The organism is Streptomyces sp. NPDC050625, from assembly GCF_040654755.1.
Lineage (GTDB): Bacteria > Actinomycetota > Actinomycetes > Streptomycetales > Streptomycetaceae > Streptomyces.
Genome location: NZ_JBFAIQ010000005.1, coordinates 363,330 through 376,673, shown reverse-complemented (window position 1 = coordinate 376,673; position 13,344 = coordinate 363,330). Strand labels below are relative to the sequence as shown.

The 13,344-nt window shown below is 71.8% G+C and carries 11 protein-coding genes; 5 read left to right on the top strand and 6 right to left on the bottom strand.

What is annotated here, in order from left to right; genetic code table 11:
- Positions 1–49: 49 nt before the first annotated feature.
- Entirely contained in the window at positions 50–406 is a 357-nt protein-coding gene (locus tag AB0I54_RS14905; RefSeq protein ID WP_363296379.1) for a carboxymuconolactone decarboxylase, read from the top strand.
- Positions 407–477: 71 nt separating this feature from the next.
- On the opposite strand, the gene AB0I54_RS14900 is transcribed toward AB0I54_RS14905, so the two are convergent.
- The gene (locus AB0I54_RS14900; protein ID WP_363296378.1) at positions 478–1,815 is read right to left on the bottom strand and encodes a PLP-dependent aminotransferase family protein; all 1,338 of its coding nucleotides are present in this window, start codon (positions 1,813–1,815) and stop codon (positions 478–480) included.
- 203 nt (positions 1,816–2,018) lie between these two features.
- On the opposite strand from AB0I54_RS14900, the gene AB0I54_RS14895 reads away from it, so the two are divergent.
- Complete coding sequence (locus tag AB0I54_RS14895) at positions 2,019–2,642, top strand: LysE family translocator (RefSeq protein WP_363296527.1); 624 nt, start codon at positions 2,019–2,021, stop codon at positions 2,640–2,642.
- A 48-nt stretch (positions 2,643–2,690) separates the two neighbouring features.
- Here the strand turns inward: AB0I54_RS14895 and AB0I54_RS14890 are convergent, their stop codons facing one another.
- Together AB0I54_RS14890 and AB0I54_RS14885 are read right to left on the bottom strand one after the other, a co-directional pair.
- On the bottom strand, positions 2,691–3,476 hold the full coding sequence (locus AB0I54_RS14890; RefSeq protein WP_363296377.1) for a TIGR03943 family protein: 786 nt from the start codon (positions 3,474–3,476) through the stop codon (positions 2,691–2,693).
- Positions 3,473–4,489 (bottom strand): permease, encoded by a 1,017-nt coding sequence (locus AB0I54_RS14885; RefSeq protein ID WP_363296376.1) that lies wholly within the window; start codon positions 4,487–4,489, stop codon positions 3,473–3,475. The genes AB0I54_RS14890 and AB0I54_RS14885 overlap by 4 nt, the downstream gene beginning before the upstream one ends.
- 175 nt (positions 4,490–4,664) lie before the next feature.
- Between AB0I54_RS14885 and AB0I54_RS14880 the strand changes: the two genes are divergently transcribed.
- On the top strand, positions 4,665–6,593 hold the full coding sequence (locus AB0I54_RS14880) for an NAD-binding protein (protein WP_363296375.1): 1,929 nt from the start codon (positions 4,665–4,667) through the stop codon (positions 6,591–6,593).
- A 4-nt stretch (positions 6,594–6,597) separates the two neighbouring features.
- Here AB0I54_RS14880 and AB0I54_RS14875 read toward each other — a convergent pair whose 3' ends face one another.
- Positions 6,598–8,388, bottom strand: a complete 1,791-nt coding sequence (locus tag AB0I54_RS14875) for a prolyl oligopeptidase family serine peptidase (protein WP_363296374.1) — start codon at positions 8,386–8,388, stop codon at positions 6,598–6,600.
- Positions 8,389–8,605: 217 nt separating this feature from the next.
- Here AB0I54_RS14875 and AB0I54_RS14870 point away from each other — a divergent pair, with 217 nt between their 5' ends.
- Positions 8,606–10,411: an alkaline phosphatase family protein gene (locus tag AB0I54_RS14870; protein WP_363296373.1), complete on the top strand. Its 1,806-nt coding sequence runs from the start codon at positions 8,606–8,608 to the stop codon at positions 10,409–10,411.
- A gap of 61 nt (positions 10,412–10,472) precedes the next feature.
- Complete coding sequence (locus tag AB0I54_RS14865) at positions 10,473–11,264, top strand: SURF1 family protein (protein ID WP_363296372.1); 792 nt, start codon at positions 10,473–10,475, stop codon at positions 11,262–11,264.
- An 88-nt stretch (positions 11,265–11,352) separates the two neighbouring features.
- On the opposite strand, the gene AB0I54_RS14860 is transcribed toward AB0I54_RS14865, so the two are convergent.
- Together AB0I54_RS14860 and AB0I54_RS14855 are read right to left on the bottom strand one after the other, a co-directional pair.
- Positions 11,353–12,402 (bottom strand): hypothetical protein, encoded by a 1,050-nt coding sequence (locus tag AB0I54_RS14860; RefSeq protein ID WP_363296371.1) that lies wholly within the window; start codon positions 12,400–12,402, stop codon positions 11,353–11,355.
- Between the two features lie 113 nt (positions 12,403–12,515).
- Positions 12,516–13,112, bottom strand: coding sequence for a SigE family RNA polymerase sigma factor (locus tag AB0I54_RS14855; protein ID WP_363296526.1), 597 nt, complete (start codon positions 13,110–13,112; stop codon positions 12,516–12,518).
- Positions 13,113–13,344 lie beyond the last annotated feature (232 nt).

Sequence of the window (13,344 nt, the reverse complement as noted above, 5' to 3'; positions counted from 1 at the left end):
TGCGGGGGCACCGGTCGGCTCCGTGCGGGAATGGGAAGGTGGTGCGGAGATGGCCACGACGTCGGACACTCCGGTTCTGGACACGATCGCCGCCATGACGGTCGACTCCATCGAGCGTTGTGGGATGGACGAAGGCTCGCTGATCCTCACGCGTATCGCCGCGCTCGTGGCCATGGATGCGCCGGCGGTCAGCTACCTCGCTCACGCGGGTGCCGCCATGGAGGCCAACCTGACCTCCGAGCAGGTGCAGGACGTGCTGGTTGCGATCGCCCCCGTCGTGGGCACGGCGCGGGTCATGTCGGCCGCGGGTCACATCGCCGAGGCGTTCGGGTTCGCCATCGCCATGGCGGAGGCCGAGGCCGAGACGATCGCCCAGGCCGAGGGACAGAGCCGTAGCTCTTCCTGAAAAGGAAGTTGAAACGGCAGTTGAGAAGGCAGTTGAGAAGGCAGGACCTGTCGTCGCCCCCGCCTTGCGTCTCAGTCCGTGACGAGGTCCTCCGGTGCGGACCGGGCCAGTTCGGCGAGGGTGGCCAGGGCCTGGGCAAGGGCGTCCGGCTGGGGTGTGGCCAGGCCCAGCCGGACGGCGTTCGGCGCGTGGTTGTCGCCGACGGTGAACGCGGCCGCCGGGACCACGCCGATGCCGTGGCGGGCGGCTGCCGCGACGAAGGTGTCCGCGCGCCAGGGGTGGGGCAGTCGCCACCAGCAGTGGTAGGAGCGCGGGTCGCTCTGCACCGCGAAACCGTTCAGGTGCCGCGCCGCGATCCGCTGCCGTACCGCCGCCTCCCGTTGCTTGGCCTCGACCAGCGCGGCCACCGTGCCGTCCTGCTGCCAGCGGTGGGCTGCCTCCAGGGCGAAGCGTGTCGGTGCCGAGCCGGACGCGCGCAGGGTGGTGTTGATGTCGGCCGACAGGGCCGCGGGCGCCAACACGAAACCCAGGGTCAGGCCCGGCGCGATGCGCTTGCTCAGGCTGTCGATCAGGATCGTGCGCTCGGGCGCGTGGGCGGCCAGGGGTGGCCGTTCGTTGTGGAGGAAGGACCAGATGGCGTCCTCCACCGCGGGGATGCCCAGATTCCGCAGGACGGCCGCCATGCGCTCGGCTCGGGCCTCGGGCATGGTCAGCGAGAGCGGGTTGTGCAGTCTTGGCTGTACGTAGATCGCGTGCAGGGGGGCCGTGGCGTGGGCTTCCTCGATCGCCTCCGGGATCAGTCCCTCGCCGTCCATGGGCAGGGTGGTGAGTGTGATGCCGAGCCTGGTGGCGATCGCCTTGACGACGGGGTACGTCAGCTCCTCGACTCCGAGTCGTGCTCCTGGGGGTACGACCGTGGCGATGGCGGCCGCGATGGCCTGCCGTCCGTTGCCCGAGAAGAGGATCCTCGACGGGTCGGGGCGCCAGCCGCCTGCGGCGAGGATGCAGGCGGCGGAGTCCTGTACCGCCGGGAGGGCGGCGGTGCCCACGGGGCGCAGGGCCTCGGCCAGGGCGTCGGGGCGGAGGAGTCCGGCCAGGCCCTGGGCCAGGAGCGCGCTCTGCTCCGGTACCACCGGGTAGTTGAGCTCCAGGTCGATGCGGGTGGTGGCCGGTTCGGTGAGTGCGGGGGCGGTGGTCGGGGAAGCCTCGCGGACGAACGTGCCCCGTCCCACCTCGCCCACCGTCAGTCCCCTGCGGGCCAGTTCCTGGTAGACGCGCGTGGCCGTGGAGTTGGCGATGCCGTGCCGCCGTGCGAACTCGCGCTGCGGCGGGAGGCGGTCACCGGGGCGGAGGCCGCCCTTCCTGATCTCCTCCGCCACCGCGTCAGCGACGCTCTGGTAGTCCCGCACCGTGTTCTCCCCCTCGCGGCCGACAGCGCCCTTCGTCCCACCCCATCACAAAATTGCACTGAGAGCAATATTCTCATTGCACTGAGTTATTGCACTGCAATATGCTCCGAGACATTCCGGCGGGGACCGGTGTTCGTACGAGGCGGGGGGGCGTTTTCATGGTTGATCTGGTCATCGCTGATCCGGTCATCGTTGATCCGGTCATCGTTGATCCGAGGGGAATCCTCGGCGTGACCGCGGTGGGGCTCGGCATGGTGCTCACCCCCGGCCCGAACATGATCTATCTCGTCTCCCGCAGCATCACCCAGGGCAGACGCGCCGGGATCATCTCCCTCGGCGGCGTTGCCCTCGGCTTCCTGGTGTATCTGCTCGCCGCGAACCTGGGCCTGGCGGTCGTCTTCGTCGCCGTACCCGAGCTGTATCTCACGGTGAAGCTGGCGGGCGCCGCCTACCTCGGCTTTCTGGCCTGGAGCGCCCTGAAGCCGGGCGGCATCTCCGTGTTCGCCCCGCAGGACGTGCCGCACGATCCGCCGCGGCGGCTGTTCATGATGGGCCTGATGACGAACCTGCTCAATCCCAAGGTCGCCATCATGTACCTGTCGCTGATCCCCCAGTTCATCGATCTGGACCGGGGGCATGTGCTGCTCCAGGGCCTCGTTCTCGGCTCGGCCCAGATCCTGGTCAGCATCGCGGTCAACCTCACCATCGTGCTGGCGGCGGGCACGATCGCGGCCTTCCTCGCCCGCCGCCCCTCCTGGCTCCGGGTGCAGCGCTACCTGATGGGTACGGTGCTCGGCGCCCTCGCCGTGTCACTGGCCGTCAACTAGACCTCCGCCGGCCTCCGCCGGCCTCCGCCAGCCTTCGCAGGAACCCACTCAGTTGTTCCACGTCTCGTCGTACGGGTCGTGCGGCGTCGGCACCGGCCGGGACCCGGTGACCCGTAGGAACGGGATCGGGCCGTTGTTGACCGGGTCCCGGGTCTGCTTCGTGGTGTACGTGCCCGTCACCTCCAGCCAGGCGTCCGGCTGGAGGACCGGAGGGATCTTCCCGGTCAGGCCGATCTTCACCGGCTGGGCGTCCGCGGCACAGCAGTTGAGGGCCATGCGGACGAGGTAGGGCGTGCCCGCGCGGTCCACGGCGACGAACCCGGTGATCCGGACGCTGCGGCCGCCCAGGGAACGGCCGCGGTCGTAGACCGCGCGGCCCGCGTAGTCGACCAGGTTGACCGGCACGGGGTCGCCCACCGGCAACTTCATGTAGCCGTAGGGCTGTTGCAGGGCCGTGCCGGTGCGCATCGCACTGTACGAGCCGAGGGCCGGCGGCGCGACCAGGATGAGGGCGAAGAGCGGGAGGACGAGGAGCCAGGAGATACGGGGCTCGTGGTGGACATGGCCGTGGCCCTCATCGCCGACGGCGGCACCGGCATCGGCACCGGCATGGGCGTCAGCACCGGCCCCGGCACCCGCCTGCTTCCTCCGCCGCGCGTTCTTCCACTCGTACCAGGCCGTCGCCAGCGCCGTCACGATCAGTACGACGCCCGCCGCCAGCAGCAGCGGGCGCAGGCCCGCCTTGACGTAGCGCAGATAGAGGTCGGTGAAGCCCGCGTGCAGCAGGGCCGCGCCGATCAGGAACAGGACCGCCGATTGCGCCTGCCGGTTCACAGCAGCACCGCCCCGGTCGCGACCGCGCCCACGATGGCGAGGACGAAGGTGGCGGGGGCGAAGCGCAGGGCGAAGCCGCGGCCGAAGGTGCCTGCCTGCATCGCGAACAGCTTCAGGTCGATCATCGGGCCGACGACCAGGAACGCCAGCTTGGCCGTCAGCGAGAACTGGGTCAGCGACGCGGCCACGAACGCGTCCGCCTCCGAGCAGATCGACAGCACCACGGCCAGGACGGCCAGGGCGAGGACGGAGACCACCGGGTTGTCGGCGGCCGTGCGCAGCCAGTCCGCCGGGGCCACCGCCTTCAGCGTCGCCGCGGCCATCGCGCCGAGCACCAGGAAGCCGCCGGCGTGCATCATGTCGTGCCGGACGGACCCCCAGAACGCCTCACCCCTGCTCTGCCCCTCGTGCGAGGCGTGCGCCGGCAGGCGCAGCCAGTCGGTGCGCCCGAGGCGCTGCCACAGCCAGCCCATCACACACGCGACCAGCAGACTGGCGACGAAACGGCCCAGCACCATCTCCGGGTTGCGGGGGAAGGCGACGGCCGTCGCCGTCAGCACGATCGGGTTGATCGCCGGGGCGGAGAGCAGGAACGCGATCGCCGCGGCCGGGGTCACACCCCGGCGGACCAGCGCCCCGGCCACCGGCACCGACGCGCACTCGCAGCCCGGCAGCACGGCGCCCGCCACCCCGGCCACCGGTACGGCCAGGGCGGGCCGGCCGGGCAGGGCGCGGGCGAAGAACGACGGCGGTACGAAGACGGCGATAGCCGCGGACAGCAGCACCCCGAGCGCCAGGAACGGCAGTGCCTGGACGACCACCGCGACGAACACCGTCATCCAGCTCTGCATCACCGGTGTGGACAGCGCACCGCGGATCGGCCCCTGCGCCACCACCACCAGCAGCATCAACATGGTCAGGGCGAGCGGGGAGTTGAGGTGCCAGCCCTCCTTGCCGGGCGGCGCCGCATCGCGAGCGACGTCCCCGGGCGGGGCTTCTTCGGTGATGGCCACGGGTCGGGTACCTCCGGCGTACGGGCGCTGCTTCGCTGTTCTCCCTCCCCCTCGGTACGGCGGTCCCGGCGCGCGCGTTCAGCCCGTTGCTGGAACCATCCGTCCCGTTGGGGCACTCTTTGCCCTTGTGGGGAGCGTTCCGTATCAGGGTGGCCATGGTGGTGCGCCGGCCCGGATGGTGGTGTGCGGCGACGACGGGCTCGCGCACCGGCTGGCCGCCGAACTGCGCGGAGTGTACGGCGAGCAGGTGACGCTCGTCGTACCGCCGAACGTGCGCACGGCACGGCCGCCGGTCGTCGGGCGGGCCCGGGCGGCCTCGGCGGCGCTGCTGGACCGGGTGGTGAACGCGGCCGTGGGACGGACCGCGACCAACGGCAACGGCGGCGCAGGCGGAGGCGGGGGCAGCACCGGCAGCGGCGAACCCGCCCGTGGCGAACGGCTGTTGGAGGCAGTCGAGCCGACCGAGGCGGTGCTCGCCGAGGCCGGCGTGGAACGGGCCACCGCGCTGGCGCTCGTGTACGACGACGACGAGACCAACATCCGCGCCGCCCTCACCGCCCGCCGTCTCAACCCACGGCTGCGGCTCGTCCTCAGGCTCTACAACCGGCGGTTGGGCCAGCACATCGAGGAACTCCTCGACCAGTCCGCCGCGTTGGCGGCCGGGGACGGCGAGAGCGGGGAGTCCGGGAGCGACGCGTCAACGACGGTGCTGTCCGACGCCGACACCGCCGCGCCCGCGCTGGCGGCGGCCGCGGTGGCCGGCACCACCAAGGTCGTACAGACGGACGGGCTGCTGCTGCGCGCGGTGGAACGGCCGCCGGCCCGCCCCGGGCAGATCGTCGACCCCGGGCTGTGCACACTGGCGCTGCTGTCGGCGACCAGCAGCGATCCAGCCGGTGCGGACGGCTCCGAGGGCAGCGGGGAGCGCGGACCGCGGCTGCTGCCCGACGAGGCGGAGGCACGGGAGGCCGACGGGCGCGGGACGGTCGTACTGGAGCAGGTGTCGTACGCCGCCGGGCCGCCGTTACCCGCGGGGCGCGCCGGGGTCGTACCGCCGTTCGCCTCGCTGTTCTCCCGGCGGCTGCGGTGGTCGCTGGCCGGGCTCGTGGGGTGTGTGGTGGCGCTGGCCGTGGCCCTGTGGCTGGTGACGGGCATCCATCCGCTGCGGGCCTTCTATCTGACGCTGCTGGACCTCTTCGCCATCGACGACCCGGCCATCGGGGCGTCCCTCGGGCGGCAGATCCTGCAACTCCTGTCCGGTCTGGTCGGGTTGCTGCTGCTGCCGGTGCTGCTGGCCGCGGTGCTGGAGGCGCTTGGCACCTTCCGGACCGCGTCCGCCCTGCGCAAGCCCCCGCGCGGCCTCGGCGGACATGTGGTGCTGCTCGGGCTGGGCAAGATCGGCACACGAGTGCTGACGCGGCTGCGGGAACTGCACATCCCCGTGGTGTGCGTCGAGGCCGACCCCGAGGCCCGCGGGCTCGCCACGGCGCGGCGGCTGCGGGTGCCGGTGGTGCTCGGGGACGTGACCCAGGAGGGGGTCCTGGAGGCCGCCAAGATCCATCGGGCGCATGCGCTGCTCGCGGTGACCAGCGCGGACACGACGAATCTGGAGGCCGTGCTGTACGGGCGGTCCGTGCGACCGGATCTACGGGTGGTCCTGCGCCTGTACGACGACGACTTCGCGACCGCCGTGTACCGCACCCTCCGGGCAGCGCATCCGCGTGCGCTGACCCGGAGCCGGAGCGTGACGCATCTGGCCGCGCCCGCCTTCGCCGGGGCGATGCTCGGCCGGCAGATCCTGGGGGCGATCCCCGTCGAGCGCCGGGTGCTGCTCTTCGCCGCGGTGGACGTCGAGGGGCACCCCCAGTTGGAGGGGCGGACGGTGGCCGGGGCGTTCCGGGCCGGTGCCTGGCGGGTGCTGGCGCTGGAGGGGCGGCAGTCCCTGTCGGCCGACCATGTGCTGCGTGCCGGGGAGCGGGTGGTTCTTGCCGCCACGCGGAGGGGGCTGGCGGAGTTGCTCGGCCGTCCCGGGGCTCCGCCCCAGACCCCGCCAGGGACTCCGCCCCTGGACCCCGTTTTCCCACCCGCCCATCCGTCTCGGTAGGTCGTTACTTCGGCAGATGCCGCTCCGCGAAGTCGATCTCCAGTCCCACCTGCTTGATCCGCTCCTCCACCACCAGCGACCCGTGCCCCGCGTCATAGCGGTACACCTCGTGCGTCGCGCCCCGCGCCGCAAGGCGGTCGACGTAGTTCTCCACCTGGCGGATGGGACAGCGCGGGTCGTTGACCCCGGCCGAGATGTAGACGGGGACCTTGACCTGGTCGACGTAGGTGAGGGGGGAGGACGCCTCGTAGCGCTCCGGGACCTCCTCGGGGGTGCCGCCGAGCAGGGTGCGGTCCATCGCCTTCAGGGTCTCCATCTCGTCGTGGTACGCCGTGACGTAGTCCCCGACCGGGACGACCGCGATGCCCAGGGTCCAGCCCTCCGGCTGGGTGCCGAGGCCGAGGAGGGTGAGGTAGCCGCCCCAGGAGGCGCCCGTGAGGATCAGCCGGCCGGGGTCGGCCAGGCCCGAGGACACCGCCCAGTCGCGGACCGCCGCCACGTCCTCCAGCTCGATCAGGCCGACCCGGTGGCGGAGCGCGTCCGTCCAGGCCCTGCCGTAGCCCGTGGAGCCGCGGTAGTTGACGCGCACCACCGCGTAGCCGTGGTCCACCCAGGCGGCCGGGCCCGCGGCGAAGGAGTCGCTGTCGTGCCAGGTCGGGCCGCCGTGCAGGTCGAAGACCGTCGGCAGCGGGCCGGTGGCCCCCGCGGGCTTCTGGACCAGCGCGTGGATACGGCCGCCGGGGCCCTCGATCCACACGTCCTCCACCGGCACCGAGCCGGGGCACTTCATACCGGGCGGGTCCAGGACCACCTTGCCGGTCGTCGAGCGGACCGCCGGCGGCTCGGCGGCCGAGGACCACAGGAACTCCACGCTGCCGTCGGGGCGGGCCGTCGCGCCGGAGACCGAGCCGGGCGGGGTCGGGATGCTCGTCAGCTCGCCGGTGGCCAGGTCGTAGCGGAACAGTTCGCTGCGGGCCTCGAAGCCGTGGGCGATCAGCAGGGCGGAGCCGTCCGGATACCACTCCGCGCTCACGTCGCCCGGCAGGTCCAGCGCCAGGTCGGTCTCCTCGCCCGTCGCCACGTCCCACACCAGCGGCTCCCAGCGGCCGCGGCGCTGGTGTCCGATGAGCAGCCGGGTGTCGCCGTCGACCGGCGCGAAGCCCAGCACCTCCAGGCCCAGCTCCTGCGCGCCGCCCTTGGTGTCGTCCAGCTCGGCGACCTGTGTGCCGTCCTGGCGCAGGACGCGCAGCGCGGAGTGCATCGCGTCGCCGTGCTCCGTGTGCTCGATCGCGAGCAGCGTGCCGTCGTGGGAGAGGTCGCCGACGTAGGCGGACTCGCGGTGGCGGTAGAGCTCGACGGGCGCCTCGCCGTCCCGCGAGACGTGGATCGTGGTGCCCTCCTCGTCCGTCGAACGGCCGACGACCGCGGTGCGGCCGTCCCGGGCGAGGGCGAGTCCCGCGGGGTAGGAGGGCTTCAGGCCCGGCGTGGCGAGCTCGTGCTCGCCGCCCGCGAACGGCTGCCGGCGCCATACGCCGAACTCGTCGCCGTCCTTGTCGTCGAACCACCAGATCCACGCGCCGTCCGGCGACACCAGACCGTCCGTGGTGCCGTTCGGCCGCTCCGTCACCTGCCGCTGCTCCCCCGTCGCACGGTCCCAGGCGTACAGCTCGTACGTCCCTGTCGCGTTGGACACGAACAGGGAGCGGTCGGGGGCGTCGTCCGCCCAGTCGGGCAGGGAGACACGTGGGGCACGGAACCGCTTCTCCCACTCGGGCATGGCTGCTGCGTCGGTCATGCCTATATGTAACCCGATCAGCACCAAGTCGTACGGGGGAAGTCCGGAGCGGGCGCGGACGGCGCACCCCCGCCCACTGAACTTGTATGAACAAGCCGCGTCGTAACTTGTATGAACAAGTTTGGTCGCGGTTCTTCCGCCCGACAGCGGCCGCCGGTACCTATGTCCCGTTCATGTCATCCCTCAGGCACGCTCATCGACGGGACGAGGTACACGAATGAGACTGCGCTGGAGATCCTTCAGCGGGCTGGTCGCCCTCCTCGGTGCACTGATCGTCTCCGCTCCCGCTACCGCCCAGGCGGCGGGTGGCAGCGGCAATCTGATCGTGAACGGCGACGCGGAGACCGGCGGGTACTGCACCGATGACTGGGGCTCGGCGTCCACCGTGCCCGGCTGGACCACCGAGGCGGGCGGGCTGGACGTCATGTGCCACACCGCCGGGTCGTTCGAGCTGCCCGGCGACGGCAAGGCGCCCGGCAAGGCCTTCTTCGGGCCCGGCAACTTCGGCGACGGCGCGATGACACAGACCGTGGACGTCTCCTCGGCGGCCGGGGCCATCGACGGCGGTGGGGTGAGCTACGACCTCTCGGGCTGGCTCGGCGGCTGGACCGTCTACAGCGGCCATGTCGCGGTCGGCCTGCACTTCCAGGACGCGGGCGGCCACCCGATCGGTGCCACCGCCAAGCTGCCGACGGTCTCCGCGAGCGACCGGGGGCTGGCCACCAAGTTCCTCTCCCGCAGCACCACCGGCCCGGTCCCGGCCGGGACCCGTTCCATCCAGGTCGAGGTGCAGTTCCTGTCGACGTCCAACGAGACCGGCTACCTGGACAACCTCTCGCTCACCCTGAACACCCCGGTCACCCCGCCGGCCCCGGTCACCCCGCCCGTGTCGCGCGTGCCCGGCTATGACCATGTGTTCATGGTCATGATGGAGAACACCGACTACTCCGCAATCATGAACGACCCGGCGGACACGCCGTACATGCACAGCCTGATGAACCAGGGCGCCACGCTGACCGACTTCCACGGCGTCTACCACCCGAGCGACGAGAACTACCTCGCCGTCGCCGGCGGTGACACATACGCCAAGGGCGCCGTCTACTGGCCCAACATCAACTCCCCCCAGCGCAACCTGGGCGACACCGTCGAGGCGGCCGGCAAGAGCTGGAAGGCCTACGAGCAGGGCATGGGCACGCCCTGCAACACCAGCAACAACTTCGACCGCTACTACGAGCCCGACGACGCTCCGTTCATCAACTACACCGACATCAGCGGCAACGCCTCCCGCTGCGCCGCCCACCTGTTCGACACCTCACAGCTGACCACCGACCTCCGGTCGGCCACGACCACCCCGGACTTCTCCTGGATCGCCGCCGACGACTACTACGACGGCGAGGCCTCCGGCAACGGCAGCCCCACCAGCCTGAAGACGCAGGACGGCTGGCTGAAGCAGACGCTGGCCCCGGTGCTGGCCTCCCCCGCCTGGACCCAGCAGCGCTCGCTGCTCGTCCTGACCTGGGACGAGAGCAACAGCGAGGCCTACAACCACATCGTCACCACGGTCGTCGGATCGCAGGGAACCGTCCCGGCCGGCACCAGCAGCCCGGCGCACTACGACCACTACGGCATCGCCCGCACCATCGAGTCGGCCCTCGGCCTGCCCGCCCTCACCGGCAACGACGCCTACGCGACCCCGCTGAACGCCGCGTTCGCACCGTCCACCGCCACGGCCCCGACCCTCACCGGCGACCTGAACGCGATCACGGACGGCGGCAACGTCACCCTTCGCTACTCCGTGCCATCCACGTCCCAGGTGAGTACGAAGAACTGGATCGGCATCTACCCGGCAGGCGTCAGACCGGGCCAGCAGTCCTCCCTGACCTGGGCCTACGCCCCCGACGCCAGCGGCGCCCTCACCTTCTCCACCGGCAAACTCAAGGGCAACGGCACATACGACGCGTACTACCTCGCGAACGACGGCTACTCGGTCCTGGCCGGCCCGTTCACCCTGACCGTCGGCTGATCCACCCGCCGCCGGGACCCCCGGCCCCGTGTCCGCTCCGTCGCCCCGTACCGTTGACGGCGTGTACCGGTTTCTGCTGACACCCCGCTGGTGGGGCATCAACGTCTTCGTGCTGCTCTCCATCCCGTTCTGCATCTTCATGGGGTCGTGGCAGCTGGGCCGGTTCGAGGCGCGGGTGCAGGACCACCGGGCCGCCACCGAGCAGGCCTCCTCGGCCAGATCGGAGGCGGCCCGGCCGCTGGCCGAGCTGCTGCCCGTCGACAAGAGCACGTCGGGCAAGCGGGCCACCGCCACCGGCCGGTACGACAAGCAGTTCCTGGTGCCCGGCCGGGAACTGGACAACAGGAGCGGCTTCTATGTGATGACGCTGCTGCGCACCGACTCCGGCAAGGCACTGCCGGTGGTGCGGGGCTGGCTGCCGGGCAACGCAGACCCGGCGAAGGCGCCCGCCCCGCCCGCCGGCGAGGTCACCGTCACCGGTGCGCTGCAGGCGTCCGAGACGCCGGGGGACAACGGCGTCAGCGCCCAGGGCGGGCTGCCGTCCGGGCAGACGGCGGCGATCAGCTCGGCATCGCTGGTGAACCTCGTGCCGTACCGGGTGTACGACGCGTGGGTCACGCTCGACAAGGGCGACTCCGGGATGAAGGCCGTGCCCGCGTCCGCTCCGGACAACACCGGGCTGGACCTGAAGGCGTTCCAGAACCTCGGCTACACCGGTGAGTGGTTCGTCTTCGCGGGCTTCGTGGTCTTCATGTGGTTCCGGCTGCTGCGCCGCGAGCTGGAGTTCGCCCGGGACGCGGCGCTGGGCCTGGTGCCGGACGAGGAGGGCGTCTCCGCCCCGTCCGGCGTCTGAGACGGGCGCGCCGAGCGCGGCCGCCCCAGACGGATCGGCTACGACCGACCGGACGATCGACCAAGGACGAGCGACCAAGGACGAGCGACTACGACGCCGACAGCACCCCGGTCCAGTACACCGTCCCGGCACACGCGTTGGACACCGTCGCCGAGACCGCGGGCGAGCCCGCCTGCGGGGTGTGGGTCACCACGATGCTGCCGTCGGCCGGGCCGTCCTCGGTGAGCATCTGGGTGGTGACGCCCGAGGACGTGGCGCCGCCGTCCGTGCCGCCGCTCGCGCTGGCGTCCTGGGAGGGCGACGGCGAGGGAGAGGGATGACCGGTGGGGTCCGTGCCGCCGTTGTTGCCGCCGGTGGTGGGACAGGTCTCCGAGGGCACGAAGGCGAACTTCTCCTCGTAGGCCGCGCCGGGCTGCAGGACCAGCGCGGTGGCCTCCAGGGACGGGTCGGGCAGGCCCGCCGCCGCGTCGCCGGACGCGTGCCGCGCCGTACCGATCTTGGAGGCGTCCGCGGCGCCCTGCGCGAGGGTGCTCATGCTGCCCGCGCCGTCGACGGTGCAGCTGGTGGTGGAGATGTTGGTGACGCGGAAGGTGCCGTAGACGACGCCCGCGGAGTCGGGGGCGCTCACGGTCCCCGTGGCCGAGCCCAGCTGGGTCTCCGTGCACACCGGGGCGCTCTTGCCCGTGGACGCCGAGGGGTCGGTGCCTGCGGTCGAGCCGGTGCCGGTGCCGCCGGTCTTGCCCTTGCCGGAGTCCTTCTTGCCGTCCTGCCCGGTGCCCGAGGTCTTGCCGCTGGAGCCGCCCGAGGTGCTGGCGCCGCCGTCCGGGTACTTGCCCTGGCCCGCGCCGCCCTGGGCCTGCGAGGCCTGGCCGGCGTTGGAGGTGTTGGGGTCGAAGCCGCCGGAGTTGGAGACGTGCACGAGGGCCGGGATGGCGGTGCCGATGAACAGGGCGGCGGCCGCCATGCCGACGGCGGCCTGGCGCTTGCGGGCCCGCCGGGCGGGTACCGCGCGCCGCAGGTGGTCCAGCGTGCCGTCGCTCGGCTCGATGTCCTGGACGGCCGAGTGCAGCATCCGGCGCAGTGCCAGCTCGTCCGAGCCGAGCCCCTCGGGGCCCTTGTCGTCGAGGCTGTCGTTCACAGTTCCGTTCCCAGCGTGCGATTGCGTGTGCTCTTGCTCAGGCCGTTCCATCGGCTCGTGCCAGGCGTAGGGCTCGTGGCGATCATGGGAGTCCCGCCCTTCGGCTTCTTCTCTCATGCCGGTGCCTCCATCGCCACGCGCAGCGCCGCGATGCCGCGCGAGCCGTACGCCTTGACCGAGCCCAGGGATATCCCGAGGGTCTCGGCGACCTGCGCCTCGGTCATGTCCGCGAAGTAGCGCAGGACCAGGACCTCGCGCTGGCGGCGCTGCAGGCCCTTCATGGCCTTGATGAGGGAGTCGCGCTCCAGCTGGTCGTAGGCGCCCTCCTCGGCGCTCGCCATGTCCGGCATCGGCTTGGAGAGGAGCTTCAGGCCGAGGATGCGGCGGCGCAGGGCCGAGCGGGAGAGGTTGACGACCGTCTGGCGCAGATAGGCGAGGGTCTTCTCCGGGTCCCGGACGCGTTTGCGGGCCGAGTGGACGCGGATGAAGGCCTCCTGGACGACGTCCTCGCAGGAGGCGGTGTCGTCGAGGAGGAGCGCGGCGAGTCCGAGCAGCGAGCGGTAGTGCGCCCGGTAGGTCTCGGTGAGGTGGTCGACGGTCGTGCCGGCCACCGCGGACTCGTCGGCGCCGTCACGCTGGTTGGGTATGCGGGCGGGCCGCGCTGCAGGCATGGGCGCGATCACCGGCATGCCGCCGGGCGCGCCGGGCATGCGGGGCCGCAGCACCGCGCGGGGCGGCCGAAGGGCCGTACCGCGGGTCGCCGCACTGAGTTCGAGTACCTCTGCCACGCAAGTTGGACACGCTCACCCCCACCGGGGTTGTACGCGCAGAGCATCACTTTTGTGTCAGACACGTCGGATGGCACGGCCGACGGCGTCTCCGCGGCCGGCAGTACACCCGACGGAACCTCAAGTGCCGTCATGCGTCCCGCTCTTCCCCTAT

Bases quoted from the DNA above. Each gene is read 5' to 3' on its own strand.
- AB0I54_RS14870 (WP_363296373.1), top strand. From the start codon at position 8,606: ATGAGACTGCGCTGGAGATCCTTCAGCGGGCTGGTCGCCCTCCTCGGT.
- AB0I54_RS14855 (WP_363296526.1), bottom strand. From the start codon at position 13,112: ATGCCCGGCGCGCCCGGCGGCATGCCGGTGATCGCGCCCATGCCTGCA.
- AB0I54_RS14905 (WP_363296379.1), top strand. From the start codon at position 50: ATGGCCACGACGTCGGACACTCCGGTTCTGGACACGATCGCCGCCATG.
- AB0I54_RS14875 (WP_363296374.1), bottom strand. From the start codon at position 8,388: ATGACCGACGCAGCAGCCATGCCCGAGTGGGAGAAGCGGTTCCGTGCC.
- AB0I54_RS14880 (WP_363296375.1), top strand. From the start codon at position 4,665: ATGGTGGTGTGCGGCGACGACGGGCTCGCGCACCGGCTGGCCGCCGAA.